The sequence below is a fragment of the Streptacidiphilus sp. EB103A genome, assembly GCF_041261405.1.
In the GTDB taxonomy this organism is placed as follows: domain Bacteria; phylum Actinomycetota; class Actinomycetes; order Streptomycetales; family Streptomycetaceae; genus Streptacidiphilus.
Genome location: NZ_JBGCAQ010000003.1, coordinates 270,350 through 287,854, shown reverse-complemented (window position 1 = coordinate 287,854; position 17,505 = coordinate 270,350). Strand labels below are relative to the sequence as shown.

Here is a 17,505-nt window from a genome sequence, read left to right as displayed (position 1 = left end):
GCGCCCCGCACCGTAACGCGGGGGCGGCGAAATGAGAACAGGTTCTACCAGGGTTCTCGGGTGCGGCACTTGCCTGGCTTGTCGCGCGCGCCGTTGAATTAGCAGAGCCCCGCGCCCCTATGTAGCTGCAACTGAACCACCGTGGGCAAGTTGCACTATCAGGGGCGCGGGGAACTGCGCGACAAGCCACCTACGGTCCGCAGCCAAGCATCCCTCGGAAGCCTTCCGCGTCAGTGCGCCGCCGTCTCCCAGTCCCTGCCGACCCCCACCGAGACATCCAGCGGAGCGGCCAGCGGGTACGCCGCCGCCATCTCCCGCCGCACCAGCTCCTCCACCGCCTCCCGCTCCCCCGGAGCAACCTCCAGCACGATCTCGTCATGAACCTGCAGCAGCATCCGCGACTCCAGCGCGGCCGCAGCCAGCGCCGCGTCCACCTTGAGCATGGCGATCTTCACGATGTCCGCCGCCGACCCCTGGATCGGCGCGTTCAGCGCCATCCGCTCGGCCATCTCCCGCCGCTGCCGGTTGTCGCTGGTCAGATCCGGCAGATAGCGGCGGCGGCCGAGAACGGTCTCGGTGTACCCGGTGTTGCGGGCCTCGTCGACGACCCGGCGCAGATAGTCGCGCACCCCGCCGAACCGCTCGAAGTAGGTGTCCATCAGCCGCTGCGCCTCGCCGGTGGCGATGTTCAGCTGCTGGGACAGGCCGAAGGCCGACAGCCCGTACGCCAGGCCGTACGACATCGCCTTGATCTTGCGGCGCATCTCCGCGTCGACCTGCGCCGGCTCTACCCCGAACACCTGGGAGCCGACGGTGGTGTGCAGGTCCTCGCCGCTGGAGAAGGCGGCCAGCAGGGCGGCGTCCTCGGACAGGTGTGCCATGATCCGCAGCTCGATCTGGCTGTAGTCCGCGGTCAGCAGCTCCTGGTAGCCGGCGCCGACGACGAAGGCCCGGCGGATCATCCGGCCCTCCTCGGTGCGCACCGGGATGTTCTGCAGATTGGGCTCGGTGGAGGAGAGCCGGCCGGTGGCGGCGACCATCTGGTTGAAGGTGGTGTGGATCCGGCCGTCCGCGGCCACCGTCTTGATCAGGCCCTCGACGGTGCTGCGCAGCCGGGTCTGGTCCCGGTGCCGCAGCAGGATCACCGGCAGCTCGTGCGTGGTCTGCGCGGCGAGCCAGGTCAGCGCGTCGGCGTCGGTGGTGTAGCCGGTCTTGATCTTCTTGGTCTTCGGGAGCTCCAGCTCGTTGAAGAGGATCTCCTGCAGTTGCTTGGGCGAGCCGAGGTTGAACTCGTGGCCGACCGCGGCGTGCGCCTCCTTCACGGCCTGCTGCACGGCCGCGCCGAACTGGATCTCCAGCTGGGTGAGCCAGTCCAGATCGGCGGCGATGCCGGCCCGCTCCATCCGCGCCAGCAGTGCGCCGATGGGCAGCTCCACCTCCCGCATCAGTTCCAGCGCACCGTCCTTGGCCAGCCGCGTCTCGAACACCTCGGACAGGTCGAGAACGGTGCGGGCCTGCTCCATCAGCGTCTGGGCGGCGGCCAGCGCCTGGTCGTCGGCGTCGCCGGACTCGTCGCCGAAGGCCAGCTGGCCGCTGTCGGCGGCGGTGGCCGAACCCAGCTGCCGGCCCAGGTACTCCTCGGCCAGGACGTCCAGGCCGAAGGTGCGCCGCCCCGGCTTCTCCAGGTAGGCGGCCAAGGCGCTGTCGGCGGCGACGCCCTCGATCCGCCAGCCGTGCTCAGCGAAGGCCCGCATCACCTGCTTGGCGATGTGCAGGGCCTTCGGACGCTCCGGGTCGGCCAGCCAATCCGCGAAGGCGCGCTCGTCGGCCTCGGCCAGCACCGCCGGGTCCAGCCAGGCCGCCGGTCCGTCCTCGACGGCCAGCGCGACGGCGCTGACGCTGCCCTCGCCCAGCGCCCAGGTGTAGTCGGCGGCCAGCCCGGTGCGGGCGGCGCCGGAGGCGTGCTCGGCCAGCCAGGCCGCCAGCGCGCCGTCGTCGGTCAGCAGTTCACCCTCGACCTCGACGCCGGGCCCGGTCGCGGTGGGCGCGCCCTCGGCGCCCTCGCCGGCGCCCGGGTCCACCGCGAACAGGCGGTCGCGGAGCGCCTGGTTGCGGAACTCCAGGGTGTCCAGCAGCAGCAGGGTCGCCTCCCTGTCGTACGGGTTGCGACCCAACTCGTCCACGCCGAGCGGGAGTTCGACGTTCCGGATCAGCTCGGTGAGCTCGCGGTTGAGCTTCACCGCGTCCAGGCCGGCCCGCAGCTTCTCGCCGATCTTGCCCTTGACCTCGTCGGCGTGCTCCACCAGCTCGGCGAAGGAGCCGTACTGGGCGATCCACTTGGCCGCGGTCTTCTCCCCCACCCCGGGGATGCCGGGCAGATTGTCGGACGGGTCCCCGCGCAGCGCCGCCAGGTCGGGGTACTGGGCCGGGGTGACCCCGTACTTCTCGAACACCTTGTCGGGGGTGTAACGGGTCATCTCGGAGACGCCCTTGGTCGGATAGAGAACCGTGACGTCCTCGGTGACCAGCTGCAGGGCGTCGCGGTCGCCGGTGAGGATCAGCACCTCGAAGCCGTCGGCGGCGGCCCGGGTCGCCAGCGTGGCGATGATGTCGTCGGCCTCGAACTCGGCCAGCCGCAGATGGGGCACCTTCATCGCGTCCAGCAGTTCGCTCACCAGCTCGACCTGGCCGCGGAACTCCTCCGGGGAGGCCGAGCGGGTCGCCTTGTACTCGGGGTAGATGTCGGCCCTGAAGGTCTTCCTGGACACGTCGAAGGCCACCGCGAAGTGCGACGGCGCCTCGTCACGGAGGATGTTCGCCAGCATCGACGCGAAGCCGTACACCGCGTTGGTGGGCTGCCCGGTGGAGGTCGCGAAGTTCTCCGCGGGGAAGGCGTAGAAGGCCCGGTACGCCATGGAGTGGCCGTCGAGCAGCAGCAGCCTGGGCCGGGCCGCCCTGTCCCCCGCCTTGCCGTTGCTTCCGGTCGTGCTCGCCATCTGTGCCACCACTTCTTCCGTCCGCGCCCTGCTGCCTGCCAGTGCCGAACGAAATCCTATGGCCCGCCACTGACACTCCCCCCATCAACGCCGCCGAAGGGAGTCGTACGATCACAGGCAGTCCCGAACAACGACGTCAGGAGCACCATGTCCGAGCGGCACACTGAGCCTGGACCCGAACTCAAGATCCCGCAGGACGTGATCGACCACTTCGCCAAACTCGGCGTGGACATCAGCACCTTCTCCGGCGGCCACCTCGGCGAGCGCCTCGGCATCAGGATCGTCGAGGCCTCCCCCGACCGGGTCGTCGGCACCATGCCGGTCGAGGGCAACCAGCAGCCGTACGGACTGCTGCACGGTGGCGCCTCGGCGTCCCTCGCGGAGACCCTGGGCTCGGTCGGGGCGATGCTGCACGCCGGTCCCGGGCGCTACGCCGTCGGCGTCGACCTCAACGCCACCCACCACCGCTCGGCCACCTCCGGACTGGTCACCGGCGTCGCCACCGCCGTCTTCAAGGGCCGCACCGCCGCCACCTACGAGATCGCCATCACCGACGACCAGGGCCGCCGCATCACCAGCTGCCGGCTCACCTGCATGCTCCGCGACACCTGAGCGGCGCTCGACCGGCAGCCGAGCCGTGCGGGTTTGATCCGCTGCGGCACCGGGCATCGCCCGCCTCGACAAGGGGGTGCGGGCGATGACCGGTGATCGCAAGCGGCCCGAGCGGGTCGGAGACGTCGGTCCGCTGGAGACAGCACACGACGACGCGACCGACCCGGCCGAGCTGCAGATCAGCGACCCCGCCGGATCCGGCCTCGAACGGCGGCTGAGCGGGTGGTGGCACGGCCTGCCCCGGCCGCTGCGCCGCGGGCTGCTCGCGGCCGCTGCCCTGGCCGCGGCGGGCGCACTCGTCCTGACCGCCGTCGCCGACGCGCCACGGCACCGGCCGCAGGCCCAGCCCCAGCAGTCGCGCTCACCCGTCCCCTGGCCCGCGCAGATCACCGACGTCTACTACGCCGGCATGGCCCCCGGCAACGATCCGCGAAGCAGCAGGTTCGCCTTCCTGCTGTCCGTCGTCGACCGGGACTCCCATCCGGTGACGATCCATCACATCGCACAGCCGTACGCCGGGCTGTACGTCACGACCGAGGATCCGCTGCCGATCGGCGTCCCACCGGGTGAAACCCGGATCGTGCGGGTACTGGCCGATGTCCGCGACTGCTCCAGAACCCCCGCGCGGGACGATTTGCCCTTCATCGACGTAACGTTGAGTAACCTGCGCGCAATACAGACGCAAAGCGAAATTCTCGGCGGAAGCTACGGCGACGATCTCAGCCGCGAGATCGACGAACGCTGCGGTCGTACTCCCGCTTCCCTTCCGCCCGTCCCGTCCACCGTGGTGACATCCCCGGGCTGAGCTGGGCGATCATCTGATTCTCGGATTCTCGGCAGGAATTGGAGCGGATTCCCGTCCTGAACCATGGTGGCCGGATCAAGCCTCAAGTTTTCCTCAGGTCATAACAAGACCATCACACAGTGCGTGTCTCCTCTGCCTAAGTCCCTGGTGGAGGCTTAGAGTCACGGCCAGTCACCGCGCCATCGGATCGACAGGTCGGGGCCTGCGCGCGGTTCGACCCTCGAACCAGAGGAAAGGACTGATCGTGCGAAACCGTTCGCTTCTCATCGTCACCACTCTTGCCGTCACCGGCGCCCTCAGCCTCACCGCGTGCGGATCGCGCGCCAACAGCGGTTCCAGCGCCACTGGAAGTGCCGCTGCCGGGGCCACCACGGTCACCATCGGCGTCGACGCGCCTCTGACCGGTCCGCTGTCGGCCCTGGGTCTCGGCATCCAGAACTCCGTGGACCTGGCGATCAAGACCGCCAACTCCACGCATGAGGTACCCGGCGTCACCTTCAAGATCTCGGCACTGGACGACAAGAAGTCGCCCCAGCAGGGGCAGCAGAACGCCACCGCCCTGGTCGCCGACAGCAATGTCATCGGTGTGGTCGGCCCGCTGAACTCCGGCGTCGCCGTCTCCATGCAGAAGATCTTCGACGAGGCCAACCTGGTCGAGGTCTCGCCCGCGAACACCAACCCGGCCCTGACCCAGGGCCCGAACTGGGCGACCGGCACCAAGGCCCGCCCGTTCAAGTCGTACTTCCGCACCGCCACGACCGACGCCATCCAGGGCCCCTTCGCGGCCCAGTTCGCCTACAGCACCCTCAACAAGAAGAAGGTGTTCCTGGTCGACAACAAGCTGACCTACGGCGTCGGCCTGGTGGCGACCTTCAAGGGCGAGTTCACCAAGCTTGGCGGCACCGTGGTCGGCCAGGACCACGTCACCAGCGGCGCCAACGACTTCTCCTCCACCGTCACCGCCATCAAGAACTCCGGCGCCGACTTCGTCTACTTCGGTGGCGAGTACCCCGACTCGGGCCCGCTCACCAAGCAGCTCAAGGCGGCCGGCGACCACATCCCGCTCATCGGCGGCGACGGCATGTACGACCCGACCTACATCTCGCTCGCCGGAGCGGCCGCCGCCAACGGCGACTACGCCACCTCCGTCGGCGCCCCGGTCGAGACCCTCCCCTCCGCCACCAAGTTCATCGCGGACTACAAGGCGGGCGGCTACTCGCAGCCCTACGCGGCCTACGGCGGCTACTCCTACGACAGCGCCTGGGCGATCATCGAGGCCGTCAAGGCCGTCGCCGCTGCCAACGGCGGCAAGCTCCCCGCCAGCCCGCGCCAGGCCGTCGAGACCGCCATGGGCAGCGTCAGCTTCAGCGGCGTGACCGGCTCGGTCTCCTTCGACCAGTACGGCGACGCCACCAACAAGCAGCTGACCGTCTACGGCGTCAAGAACGGCGCCTGGGCCACCGTCAAGACCGGCACCTTCTCCGGCTGACACACCGTCACTGCCCGCACAGCACCACCACCGCGCGGGGGCGCAGCAGGTCAAGCGCCCCCGCGCGGTGCCGCATCAGCTCACTTTTCCGCTACCCACGCATCCCGTACTGATCATGCCCATTTCCGGCTCACCCGCCATCCCTGACAACGGAGGCCTGCGGTGCACGAACTGCCGCAAAACCTAGCCAACGGCCTGCTACTCGGCGCAACCTACGGACTCATCGCCGTCGGCTACACGATGGTCTACGGCATCGTCCAGCTCATCAACTTCGCCCACGGCGAGATCTTCATGACCGGGGGCTTCGGCGCCCTCACCGTGTATCTGGGCCTCGGCTCGGGCACATCCATGTGGATCGCACTCCCCCTGATGCTCCTCGGCGGCATCGTCACCGCCACGGTCATCGCCATTCTCGCCGAGCGCTTCGCCTACCGGCCGCTGCGCAACGCACCACGCCTGGCACCGTTGATCACCGCGATCGGGCTCTCCATCACGCTGCAACAACTCGTCTGGGGCTTCTACCCCAAGGCGAAGTCGCCCCGCGTCTTCCCCTCGCTCCCGGGCGGCCCCTACCACCTGGGCTCCGTCACCTTCCAGTCGGCGGACATCTTCGTCGTGGTCGCGGCCGTGGCCTCGATGCTCTTCCTCGCCTACTTCGTCCAGCGGACCCGCACCGGCCGGGCCATGCAGGCCACCGCGCAGGACCCGGACACCGCCAAACTGATGGGCATCGACACCGACCGCGTCATCGTCATCGCCTTCATCCTCGGCGCCACCTTCGCCGCCGTCGCGGGCGTCGCCCACGGGCTTCGCTACGGCCAGGTCTCCTTCGACATGGGCTTCGTCGCCGGCCTCAAGGCCTTCACCGCAGCCGTCCTCGGCGGCATCGGCAACATCTACGGCGCCATGCTCGGCGGCGTCGTGCTCGGCGTCGCCGAATCGCTGGCCGCCGGCTACATAGAGAAGATCCCCGGCATGAGCCAGTTCGGCGGCGGCGCCTGGCAGGACGTCTGGGCCTTCGTCATCCTCATCCTCGTGCTCATGGTCAGACCACAGGGCCTACTGGGCGAACGCGTCGCGGACAGGGCGTGAACGACATGACCGACACCATCAACCCCCAGCAGACCCCGGCCCGGCGTCCCGCGCTGCCGCTGCCCGAAGCCGCGGCCCGCGGCCTGACCGCCGTCGGCGGACTGGCCACCGCCGCCTCCGCCTTCCTCTCCTGGACCTTCAGCTCCAGCTTCCCCGGCGACCTCACCGTCAACGGGTACCCCGGCGGCCTGCAGTGGGTCACCCTCGTCGCCGGCGTCCTGGTGCTGCTCTTCGCGCTGAGCGGCTACCGCGTCCCCGGGCTGCGCTGGCTCTCACCCGGCGGCGCCGACGGCGCCACCGTCATCGTCGCCGTCGGCGCCCTGGCGACCACCTGGTTCACCCTCATCGCCATCGCGTCCGAGCTCGGCGGCCTCGCCAACCTCACCAGCGGCGGCTGGGTCGCGGGCATCGCCTCCCTGGTCACCCTCCTCGGCGCCCTGGGCCTGCCCCGCGACGGCGTGCCCGCCGACGGGGACAACCCGTTCAAGCGCGTCCTCGGCTACCCGGGCAAGCGCCCCGACCTCAAGGCCGCGCCCGCACTGCCCACAGCCGTCGAACTGCTGATCATCGCCGTGGCCCTCGCTCTCGGCCTCGGCATCTTCACCTTCGGCATCGACACCAGCTACGGCGAACTCTTCGGCGGCTTCCTCATCGCCGCAGTCTTCGCCGCATGGGCGCTCGGCCGCTCCGGTGCACTCGGCCGGCTCACCGACCTCACCAGCAGGCACCGCGTCTTCAGCGCCGTCGGCGCCTTCGTCGCCGCCGCGATCTTCCCCTTCACCCAGAACAGCGACGCCAACGCGTCCATCGGCGTCAACCTGCTGATCTTCGGCGCCACCGCCCTCGGCCTCAACGTCGTCGTCGGCCTCACCGGGCTGCTCGACCTCGGCTACGTCGCCTTCCTCGGCGTCGGCGCCTACACCGGAGCCCTGGTCTCCGGCGCCGCCACCTCGTCGCTGCACGTCACCTTCCCGTTCTGGGCGGCGGCGATCACCGGCGCGGCGGTGTCCGGGATCTTCGGCGTCATCCTCGGCGCCCCCACCCTGCGGGTCCGCGGCGACTACCTCGCCATCGTCACCCTCGGCTTCGGTGAGATCTTCCGCATCGTCGTCAACAACCTCGACGGCGTCTCCGGCCCCAACGTCACCGGCGGCCCCAACGGCATCCCGAACATCCCCGACCTGAGCATCTTCGGCTTCAACCTCGGGAACGCGCACACCATCGGCGGCATCACCCTCGGCCGGTTCGCCAACTACTTCGAGCTGATGCTGGTCTTCATCGCCATCATCGTGCTGGTCTTCAGCCGCTCCAGCAGCTCCCGCATCGGCCGCGCCTGGGTCGCCATTCGCGAGGACGAGACAGCGGCCACCGCCATGGGCATCAACGCCTTCCGCTTCAAACTGCTCGCCTTCGCCCTTGGCGCCACCCTGGCCGGCCTCGCCGGAACCGTCATGGCACACGTCGGCTTCAGCGTCGTCCCCGACCCCTTCGTCTTCGCCGGACCCGTCCCGCCGAACTCCGCCTTCCTGCTCGCCGCCGTCGTCATCGGCGGCATGGGCACCGTCACCGGCCCCCTCATCGGCGCCGCGCTCTTCTACCTCCTCCAGGCGAAGCTCCAGTTCCTGCAGAGCTACCAGCTGCTGCTCTTCGGCATCGCCCTGATCCTCTTCATGCGCTTCAGGCCCGAGGGCCTGATCGCCAACAAGCAGCGCCAGCTGGAGTTCCACGAGGACGAAGCCACATCCGCCGCCGAACTCAGCACCGCAGGGGCGTGAACCAGATGACCGACACAACCATCGCACCCGGCACTGACAGCGCTCCCGCGCCCGGTACCCCGCTGCTGGAAGCCCGCGGCGTCATCATGCGCTTCGGGGGTCTCACCGCCGTCAACAACGTCGACCTCACGGTCAACACCGGTGAGATCATCGGCCTGATCGGTCCCAACGGGGCCGGCAAGACCACCTTCTTCAACTGCCTGACGGGCCTGTACATCCCGACTGAGGGACAGGTCACCTACAAGGGCACCGTGCTGCCGCCCAAGCCCTTCAAGGTCACCCAGGCGGGGATGGCCCGTACCTTCCAGAACATCCGGCTGTTCCACAACATGACGGTTCTGGAGAACGTCCTCGTCGGCCGGCACACCCGCACCAAGGAAGGCATCATCTCCGCCATCCTCCGCGGGCCCGGCTACCGCCGTGAGGAGGCCGACTCCCGCGAGAAGGCCATGGCCCTGCTCGAGTTCACCGGCCTCGCCCGCAAGGCCGGCCACCTCGCCCGCAACCTCCCCTACGGCGAGCAGCGCAAGCTCGAAATCGCCCGCGCCCTCGCCAGCGAACCCGGCCTGCTGCTGCTGGACGAACCCACAGCAGGTATGAACCCGCAGGAGACGCGCGCGACGGAGGAGCTGGTCTTCGCGATCCGCGACCGCGGCATCGCCGTGCTCGTCATCGAGCACGACATGCGGTTCATCTTCAACCTCTGCGACCGCGTCGCCGTCCTGGTCCAGGGCTCAAAACTGGTCGAAGGGACGTCGGAGGTGGTCCAGGCCGACGAACGCGTCATCGCCGCGTACCTGGGTACTCCCTACGAGGCGACCCCGGCGGAGGCCGCGCCTGACGGCGCTTCCGAAACCACCACTCCCGACGCCACTCCCGATGCCACTCCCGAGGAGGACCAGTGACCGCCCTGCTCGAGGTCGAAGACCTCCGTGTGGCCTACGGCAAGATCGAAGCGGTCAAGGGCATCTCCTTCACCGTGGAAGCCGGACAGGTCGTCACCCTGATCGGCACCAACGGCGCCGGCAAGACCACCACCCTGCGCACCCTCTCCGGCCTGCTCAAGCCCATCGGCGGCAGCATCCGGTTCAACGGGCAGCCGCTGGGCTCCGTCCCCGCACACAAGATCGTGTCGCTGGGCCTGGCCCACTCGCCGGAAGGCCGGCACATCTTCCCCCGGATGACCATCGAGGAGAACCTCCTCCTCGGCGCCTTCCTCCGGAAGGACCAGGACGGCATCCAGACCGACGTCCAGCGCGCCTACGACCTGTTCCCCATCCTCGGCGAGCGCAGAAAGCAGGCGGCGGGAACGCTCTCCGGCGGCGAGCAGCAGATGCTCGCGATGGGGCGCGCACTGATGTCCCAGCCCAAGCTGCTGATGCTGGACGAGCCCTCCATGGGCCTCTCGCCCATCATGATGCAGAAGATCATGTCCACCATCGTCGAGCTCCGGAACCAGGGCACCACCATCCTGCTCGTCGAGCAGAACGCCCAGGCCGCCCTGTCCCTGGCCGACACCGGCCACGTGATGGAGGTCGGCCGCATCGTTCTCTCGGGGACGGGGTCGGATCTGCTGACGGACGAGTCGGTACGTAAGGCTTACCTCGGCGAGGACTGAGCGCTGAGCGGCGGCGAATGCCGTTGCGGGCGGGGGCGGCGCCCCCTGCCTGCAACGGCATTCGCCGTACCGCGACCGCACCCGCCGTCTCCGGGGCTCCGCCCCGAAAGCAGCAACAAGCAGGAGGGTGCAGGGCCCGGCCCCGGCGCAAAGCGACGGGCCGTGCGCCGGGGTTGGCGCCGGTTCACCGATTTTGGGGTCACTCGACCTACGTTCGGGTCACTCATCCGACGCCAATGCCCGAATTGCCCAAGTATGCACGTCGGACCAGTGACCCAAAAGCAGTGGCAGTGACCCCAAAGTCAGGCCAGCAGCGCCAGCTTCTCCCCCACCTCGCGAAGGAAGAGGTCCGGCCGGAGGAAAATGTCCTGCCAGGAGAAGCGCAGCACCGCACGGACCTGTGGGCAGCCGGCCAGGTCATTGAAGCGCCGAAGGTCACGACGCTGCCCATCGGCCGACGCGTGGTGCTCAGCACCGTCCGTTTCGACGGCCAGGCCCTCGGCGTCGAAGAGGAAGTCCACTCGACGCGGCCCCCTCGCGGTCGCCACTTCCGCCTGTGGGCGCGGATGCCATCCTGCGTCATGCATCAACAGCCGTGCCTCGGTCTCCAACGGTGACTCGCTGCGGCCATCCGCCAAGTCCAGCAGCGACAGGGCGGCAGCGGATCCATGACGGCCCGAGGCCGCCACGAGATGCCCGCGCAGTTCCTCGATGGCGCAGAGGCCCAGGTTCAACGCACTGTCCAGCGCGGCAACGGCGGCATTGCGGGGTTCGCTCCGGGACACGTCTGCCAATGTCCGCAGCAGAGCGGTGCATCGGACACCTTGCCGCACCGCGATCTCGTTGCGGACGAGGGGGAGCCGGTGCACCTGCATCCCCTGGATGCGCGTACGCGCCCGGATCGTGCGAGGGTCCGTCAACTCCACGAGCCGCTCGGCCTCACCGGGGCGGAACAGCATGCTGACCCCGTGCAGCGCTGCTGCGGTGCGGTGACTCGCCACGAGATGCGGGCGCTGCTCCAGAACCGCGCGAAGCCGCACCAGCGCGGGGTCCCCAAGGGAACCGGGAGGAGCAAGCGCCCCGATCTGGGGCCTGGTCCAGCCGTACTCGCGCAGCAGGACGGCGATCTGCCGGTCGCCGCAGCCGAGTTCCCGGGCAGCCGGGATCGTGAGGTACCCGCCGTGGCGGGCGGCATGACGGCGAAGTTCTTGTTCGTTCATGTCCGCGAGCACGCTCGGCAGCCAGGGGTCGGTTGCTCCACGAATGGGTGATTTGGGGTCACTGCCACTGCTTTTGGGTCACTGGTCCGACGTGCATACTTGGGCAATTCGGGCATTGGCGTCGGATGAGTGACCCGAACGTAGGTCGAGTGACCCCAAAATCGGTGAACCGGCGCCAACCCCGGCGCACGGCCCGCCGCTTCGCGCCGGGGCCGGGCCCTGCACCCTCCCGCTTGTTGCTGCTTTCGGGGCGGAGCCCCGGAGACGGCGGGTGCGGTCGCGGTACGGCGAATGCCGTTGCAGGCAGAGGGCGCCCCACCGCTACCGTCGAGGCGGCTCAGGCCTCCGTAGCCGACTCCGGTGCCGGCGGGGCCGCAGGGGCCTTCTTCTTGGCGTCCTGGGCCGCGCCCTCCTCGATGACTGCCTCGGCGACGGCCTTCATGGTCATTCGGCGGTCCATGGAGGTCTTCTGGATCCAGCGGAAGGCCGCAGGCTCGGACAGACCGAACTTAGTCTGCAGGACGCTCTTCGCGCGGTCCACGAGCTTGCGGGTGTCCAGGCGGAGGCTGAGGTCGGCGATCTCCTCCTCCAGCGCGCGCATCTCGCTGTAGCGGGAGACGGCCATCTCGATGGCCGGGACGAGGTCACTCTTGTTGAACGGCTTGACGATGTAGGCCATGGCGCCGGCGTCACGCGCCCGGTCGACCAGCTCGCGCTGCGAGAACGCGGTCAGCATCAGGGTCGGCGCGATGTGCGCCTCGTGGATCTGCTCGGCGGCGGAGAGGCCGTCAAGGATCGGCATCTTCACATCGAGGATCACCAGGTCGGGCCGGAGCTCGGTCGCGAGCTTCACCGCCTCGGCGCCATCGCCGGCCTCGCCGACCACGGTGTAGCCCTCCTCCTCGAGCATCTCCTTGAGGTCGAGACGGATCAGTGCCTCGTCCTCAGCGATGACCACACGGGTCGTCGTCGGCGGGACATGCTGCTCGTGCTGCTCGTCGGCGGCGGTCACGGTGCTCCTCGTTGACGCGGGGGTACGTGCAAGAGCCTACCTAGCTGCACGAAGACCAGGGAACACGATATGGTTCCTTCCGCAGGCCAGCCGGGTTGGTGGAATGGCATACACACGGTTCTCAAACAACCGCGCCGAAAGGCTTGCGGGTTCGAATCCCGCACCCGGCACACACCTTCGCTTCCAAGGTCATCATTGCGTTTGGGTGGCTCATGCCACGCGAGGCACCCCTACACGCGTCTCACAATGCGGTCAAGTCCCCTCAAGGGTAGGACCAGCGGATCGAGCTTGACGCGATTCACGCAAACGAATGACTGCTCGACATTCGCTCGGAGCATCGGCCTCGCAGTTCGCATCCTGAGGCCATGAACTGGCCCCAGGAGACCCGACAGCGAGCGCTGGCCGCTTGCCGCAGCGGGCAATCGAACGCATCCGTCGCCCGCTCGCTCGGCGTCCCCAAAGGGACTGTCGCCTGGTGGCTCCATCAGGACCGCGCAGGGCGCGATGCGCTGCCCGGTGCCCATCGATCCACCTGCCACCGCTGCGACGGCGACGAGCTCGATCCGGCGGCCTATTCGTACCTTCTCGGGCTCTACCTCGGAGACGGCCATATCGTCCGCCCGAAGCAGCACCGTGTGCACAACCTGACGATCGCGTGCTCGGATGCCTGGCCCGGTCTGATGGATGAGGCGGAAGCTGCCATCAGAGCGGTACTGCCCCGCAACTCCGTCTGCCGCGTGCGAGCCAGGGGCTGCACGAGTGTCAAGGTCTACTCCGGGCACCTGCCCTGCCTGTTCCCACAGCACGGCCCTGGCAAGAAGCACGACCGCCCCATCCTGCTGGCCGATTGGCAGCAGGAGGTAATCAACTCCCATGGCTGGAGTCTCATCCGAGGACTCGTCCACTCGGACGGCAGCAGGACGCACAACTGGGCACGGCGCACGGTCGACGGCGAGCATCGCCGGCACGACTACATCCGCTACGAGTTCACGAACAAGTCTGCCGACATCCGTGACATCTACACGAGCACCCTCGACCGACTCGGTGTCACCTGGCGCGCCACCAGGCGGCGTGATGACGTGCATACAGTCTCCGTCGCCCGGAGGGCGTCCGTTGCGTTGATGGATGAGCACATCGGCGCCAAGTACTGACCCCGCGCACGGGAATGCATCCCGCTTCTTCTGGGCATAGAGATGACGATCGTTCAATAGCCGTACCCCCATGGGAGGCCCGCCCGGGAGCCATTCCTCAAGTAATGCTCAAATTCCCGAATTGGATCACACTCCATCCATGCCACCCGCGCCATACGGCTTCCATCAGGCATAATGCCCGTCGCTCCGCCCTGCCCTCGAGTCAGCGAGTCTCCTGAGGATCAGGTGTGAAGAGACCTGGAAGAACGCTTGTATTCAGCATCGCCATCTATGCATGAGCGCAATCTGCATCTAATCTGGGGCAACTCTCCGACTTGCATCGGACGCACTGCCGCACGTCTTGACCTGTCCGCTATATCGAGAGGTGGCGCCCCTATGGCACCCACTGATCTGTTGTCCCAAACCCCCGACACCGGTGACCGCTCGCTGCGGCGGGAGATCGGCCTCATCGGTCTGATGTGGGCATCCGTCGGGTCGATCATCGGTTCGGGGTGGCTCTTCGGGGCCAAGGAGGCCGTGATCGTCGCCGGGCCTGCGGCGATCATCTCCTGGGGGATCGGCGCGGTCGCGATCATCCTGCTGGCGCTGGTCCACGCCGAGCTGGGCGGAATGTTCCCGGTGGCCGGCGGTACCGCCCGCTACCCGCACTACACCTTCGGCGGGCTCGCCGGAATGTCGTTCGGCTGGTTCTCCTGGCTGCAGGCGGCCACGGTCGCGCCGATCGAGGTCGAGGCCATGATCGGGTACTCCCAGCACTGGTCCTGGGCGTCCGGCTTCCAGCACCCCAACGGGACCCTCACCGCGTCCGGGTTCATCATCGCGGTGGTGCTGATGGCGGTGTTCGTCGCGGTGAACTTCCTCGGCGTGCGTCTCCTCGCCCACACCAACAGTGCGGCGACCTGGTGGAAGATCGCGATCCCTCTCCTCGCGATCTTCGTCCTGGCCATCACGCACTTCCACACCGGCAACTTCACCTCGCAGGGCTTCGCCCCGTTCGGCGCCAAGGGCATACTGGCCGCGATCAGCACCAGCGGCATCATCTTCGCGCTGCTGGGCTTCGAGCAGGCGATCCAGCTCTCCGGTGAGAGCCGCAACCCCAAGAAGGACATCCCGCTGGCCGTCCTCGGCTCGGTGGCGATCGGGGCCGTGATCTACATCCTGCTGCAGGTGGTCTACATCGGCGCGCTGCCCGGCTCCTCCTTCGTGCACGGCTGGGCGAACCTCGCCTACACCGGGATCAGCGGTCCGTTCGCCGGTCTCGCCACGGTGATCGGGCTGGGCTGGCTGGCCTGGATCCTCTACCTGGACGCGATCATCTCTCCCGCCGGCACCGGCCTGATCTACACCACCTCGACCTCCCGCATCTCCTACGGGCTGAGCCGCAACGGCTACGCCCCGCAGCTGTTCGAGGCGACCGACAAGCGCGGCGTGCCGTGGTTCGGGCTGATCATCTCCTTCGTCACCGGCGTGATCTGCTTCCTGCCGTTCCCCAGCTGGCAGCAACTGGTCAGCTTCATCACCTCCGCCAGCGTGCTGATGTACGCGGGCGCGCCGCTCGCCTACGGTGTGCTGCGCAAGCAACTCCCCGACCGGGAGCGCCCCTACCGCCTGCCCGCCGGGCAGGTCATCGCACCGCTGTCGTTCGTGGTCGCCAGCCTGATCATCTACTGGGCTGGCTGGGCCACCCTCTGGCGGCTCGGGGTGGCCATCATCCTGGGTTACGCCCTGCTGGGCTCCTACGCCTGGTACGCCCGCGCCAAGAACCTGCCGAACGCCCCGCAGCTGGACTGGAAGGCCGCGCAGTGGCTGCCGGTCTACCTGGTCGGGATCGGCATCATCTCCTGGCAGGGCGGCTTCGGCGTCGGCGCCGAGGGCCACATCCACCTGTGGTGGGACATGGGCATCATCGCGGTGTTCTCGCTGGCGGTGTACTACTGGGCGCTCGCCGTCGGCCTGAAGCGCGAGGACATCGAGCGCAACATCGACGAGGTGGCCGTAGTGGACGAGGGCGGCCACTGACCGCAGGGCACAGCTGACCCCACGTCAGTACGCACAGCGGGCCCGGTCGGTGAGGGATCTCACCGACCGGGCCCGCTGCCGTACACGTCCACGTCCACGTCGTGCGGCTCCGCGCGACGGCTCAGTTCGCCGTGCCCGGGTGGTCGTCCTCGCCCACGTGGTGGACCCGAACGAGGTTGGTGGAGCCCGCCAGCCCGGGCGGGGAGCCGGCGGTGATGACGACGATGTCGCCGGGCTCGCAACGGCCGATGGCCAGCAGGGCGTTGTCGACCTGGGCGACCATCTCGTCGGTGGTCTCCACCAGCGGGCCCATGAAGGTCTCCACGCCCCAGCTCAGCGACAACTGGCTGCGCACCGCCGGCTCGTAGGTGAACGCGAGCACCGGGATCGGCGAGCGGTAGCGCGACAGTCGCCTGGCCGTGTCTCCGGACTGGGTGAAGGCGACCAGGTACCTGGCGCCCAGGAAGTCGCCGATCTCGGCGGCCGCGCGGGCGACGGCGCCGCCCTGGGTGCGGGGCTTGTTGTTCTCGGTGAGCGGCGGCAGCCCGGCCTCGATGATGTCCTCCTCGGCCGCGCAGACGATGCGGGCCATGGTGCGGACGGTCTCGGTGGGGTACTTGCCGACGCTGGTCTCACCGGAGAGCATCACCGCGTCGGCCCCGTCGAGGACGGCGTTGGCGACGTCGGAGGCCTCGGCGCGGGTGGGGCGCGACGCGCTGATCATGGAGTCGAGCATCTGCGTGGCGACGATGACCGGCTTGGCATTACGACGGCAGAGCTTGATCGCGCGCTTCTGGACCAGCGGGACCTGCTCCAGCGGCATCTCGACGCCGAGGTCGCCGCGGGCGACCATGACGCCGTCGAAGGCGTTGACGATGCCTTCGAGGTTGTCGACCGCCTGGGGCTTCTCGACCTTGGCGATGACCGGGACAAAACGTCCCTCCTCACGCATGATCGCGTGGACGTCGGCGATGTCGGCGGCGCTGCGGACGAAGGAGAGCGCGACGATGTCGGCTCCGATGCGGAGTCCCCAGCGCAGGTCGGCGACATCCTTGTCGCTGAGCGCGGGGACACTGACGGCCACACCAGGCAGGTTGAGGCCCTTGTGGTCGGAGACCATGCCGCCCTCGACCACGGTGCAGCGGACCCGGGGTCCGTCCACCGCGACCACGTCCATGGCGACGCGGCCGTCGTCGATGAGGATGCGTTCGCCCGGGGCGACGTCGGCGCACAGGCCCTTGTAGGTGGTGCCGCAGCCGTTGCGGTCCCCGGGGTGGTCCTCGGTGGTGATGGTGAACTCGTCACCGCGCTCCAGGAGGACCGGACCCTCCGCGAATGTTTCCAACCTGATCTTGGGGCCCTGGAGGTCGACGAGGATGCCGACGCTGCGGCCGGTCTCGTCGGCGGCCTTGCGGACCCGGCGGTAGCGTTCCTCGTGCTCGGCGTAGGAGCCGTGGCTGAGGTTGAAGCGGGCCACGTCCATACCGGCGTCGACCAGGGTCTTGATCTGGTCGTACGAGTCGGTGGCGGGCCCTAGAGTACAGACGATTTTTGCTCGGCGCATAACACCGAGCGTAGGTCTTACCGGCGAGTAGTGAAGAAGCCCTCATGGAGCGTCAGATGTCGTGCGGGTGACGGTTCCTTGAACAATCCGCAGCGTTCCCACCTGCATACGAGAGGTGAACACCGGCGGAACTCTGGGAGCTGTTTCCGCCC

13 protein-coding genes and 1 tRNA gene are annotated in these 17,505 nt (G+C 68.5%); 10 read left to right on the top strand and 4 right to left on the bottom strand.

The window, feature by feature from the left end:
- Positions 1-230: 230 nt before the first annotated feature.
- Positions 231-2,996: a DNA polymerase I gene (polA, locus tag ABH941_RS06475; RefSeq protein ID WP_370127609.1), complete on the bottom strand. Its 2,766-nt coding sequence runs from the start codon at positions 2,994-2,996 to the stop codon at positions 231-233.
- Positions 2,997-3,143: 147 nt separating this feature from the next.
- Here polA and ABH941_RS06470 point away from each other — a divergent pair, with 147 nt between their 5' ends.
- The 7 genes from ABH941_RS06470 (at position 3,144) to ABH941_RS06440 (ending at position 10,387) form a co-directional block, all read left to right on the top strand.
- Positions 3,144-3,608 (top strand): PaaI family thioesterase, encoded by a 465-nt coding sequence (locus ABH941_RS06470; protein ID WP_370127608.1) that lies wholly within the window; start codon positions 3,144-3,146, stop codon positions 3,606-3,608.
- A 76-nt stretch (positions 3,609-3,684) separates the two neighbouring features.
- Positions 3,685-4,413, top strand: a complete 729-nt coding sequence (locus ABH941_RS06465) for a hypothetical protein (protein WP_370127607.1) — start codon at positions 3,685-3,687, stop codon at positions 4,411-4,413.
- A 244-nt stretch (positions 4,414-4,657) separates the two neighbouring features.
- On the top strand, positions 4,658-5,902 hold the full coding sequence (locus ABH941_RS06460; RefSeq protein ID WP_370127606.1) for a branched-chain amino acid ABC transporter substrate-binding protein: 1,245 nt from the start codon (positions 4,658-4,660) through the stop codon (positions 5,900-5,902).
- Between the two features lie 162 nt (positions 5,903-6,064).
- Entirely contained in the window at positions 6,065-6,994 is a 930-nt protein-coding gene (locus tag ABH941_RS06455; protein WP_370127605.1) for a branched-chain amino acid ABC transporter permease, read from the top strand.
- On the top strand, positions 6,991-8,769 hold the full coding sequence (locus ABH941_RS06450; protein ID WP_370127604.1) for a branched-chain amino acid ABC transporter permease: 1,779 nt from the start codon (positions 6,991-6,993) through the stop codon (positions 8,767-8,769). The genes ABH941_RS06455 and ABH941_RS06450 overlap by 4 nt, the downstream gene beginning before the upstream one ends.
- Positions 8,770-8,774: 5 nt before the next feature.
- Positions 8,775-9,674 carry an ABC transporter ATP-binding protein gene (locus ABH941_RS06445; protein ID WP_370127602.1) on the top strand — a complete coding sequence of 300 codons (900 nt, stop codon included), beginning with the start codon at positions 8,775-8,777 and terminating at the stop codon, positions 9,672-9,674.
- A complete protein-coding gene (locus ABH941_RS06440; RefSeq protein ID WP_134010482.1) occupies positions 9,671-10,387 on the top strand; it encodes an ABC transporter ATP-binding protein in 717 nt (238 codons plus the stop codon). The genes ABH941_RS06445 and ABH941_RS06440 overlap by 4 nt, the downstream gene beginning before the upstream one ends.
- A 302-nt stretch (positions 10,388-10,689) precedes the next feature.
- Here ABH941_RS06440 and ABH941_RS06435 read toward each other — a convergent pair whose 3' ends face one another.
- Positions 10,690-11,619 carry an endonuclease domain-containing protein gene (locus ABH941_RS06435; RefSeq protein WP_370127601.1) on the bottom strand — a complete coding sequence of 310 codons (930 nt, stop codon included), beginning with the start codon at positions 11,617-11,619 and terminating at the stop codon, positions 10,690-10,692.
- A gap of 325 nt (positions 11,620-11,944) precedes the next feature.
- Positions 11,945-12,619: an ANTAR domain-containing response regulator gene (locus tag ABH941_RS06430; RefSeq protein WP_370127600.1), complete on the bottom strand. Its 675-nt coding sequence runs from the start codon at positions 12,617-12,619 to the stop codon at positions 11,945-11,947.
- An 89-nt stretch (positions 12,620-12,708) separates the two neighbouring features.
- Between ABH941_RS06430 and ABH941_RS06425 the strand changes: the two genes are divergently transcribed.
- From ABH941_RS06425 to ABH941_RS06415, 3 genes are all read left to right on the top strand, one after another.
- Positions 12,709-12,789, top strand: a tRNA-Leu gene (locus tag ABH941_RS06425).
- Between the two features lie 195 nt (positions 12,790-12,984).
- The gene (locus tag ABH941_RS06420; RefSeq protein ID WP_370127599.1) at positions 12,985-13,770 is read left to right on the top strand and encodes a helix-turn-helix domain-containing protein; all 786 of its coding nucleotides are present in this window, start codon (positions 12,985-12,987) and stop codon (positions 13,768-13,770) included.
- 456 nt (positions 13,771-14,226) lie between these two features.
- The gene (locus ABH941_RS06415) at positions 14,227-15,789 is read left to right on the top strand and encodes an APC family permease (protein ID WP_370127756.1); all 1,563 of its coding nucleotides are present in this window, start codon (positions 14,227-14,229) and stop codon (positions 15,787-15,789) included.
- A gap of 121 nt (positions 15,790-15,910) precedes the next feature.
- Here the strand turns inward: ABH941_RS06415 and pyk are convergent, their stop codons facing one another.
- Positions 15,911-17,353: a pyruvate kinase gene (gene pyk / locus ABH941_RS06410; protein ID WP_370127598.1), complete on the bottom strand. Its 1,443-nt coding sequence runs from the start codon at positions 17,351-17,353 to the stop codon at positions 15,911-15,913.
- Between the last annotated feature and the right edge of the window lie 152 nt (positions 17,354-17,505).

Coding starts and splice junctions, on each gene's coding strand:
- ABH941_RS06470 (WP_370127608.1), top strand. CDS start 3,144: ATGTCCGAGCGGCACACTGAGCCTGGACCCGAACTCAAGATCCCGCAG.
- ABH941_RS06445 (WP_370127602.1), top strand. CDS start 8,775: ATGACCGACACAACCATCGCACCCGGCACTGACAGCGCTCCCGCGCCC.
- polA (WP_370127609.1), bottom strand. CDS start 2,996: ATGGCGAGCACGACCGGAAGCAACGGCAAGGCGGGGGACAGGGCGGCC.
- pyk (WP_370127598.1), bottom strand. CDS start 17,353: ATGCGCCGAGCAAAAATCGTCTGTACTCTAGGGCCCGCCACCGACTCG.
- ABH941_RS06420 (WP_370127599.1), top strand. CDS start 12,985: ATGAACTGGCCCCAGGAGACCCGACAGCGAGCGCTGGCCGCTTGCCGC.
- ABH941_RS06415 (WP_370127756.1), top strand. CDS start 14,227: ATGTGGGCATCCGTCGGGTCGATCATCGGTTCGGGGTGGCTCTTCGGG.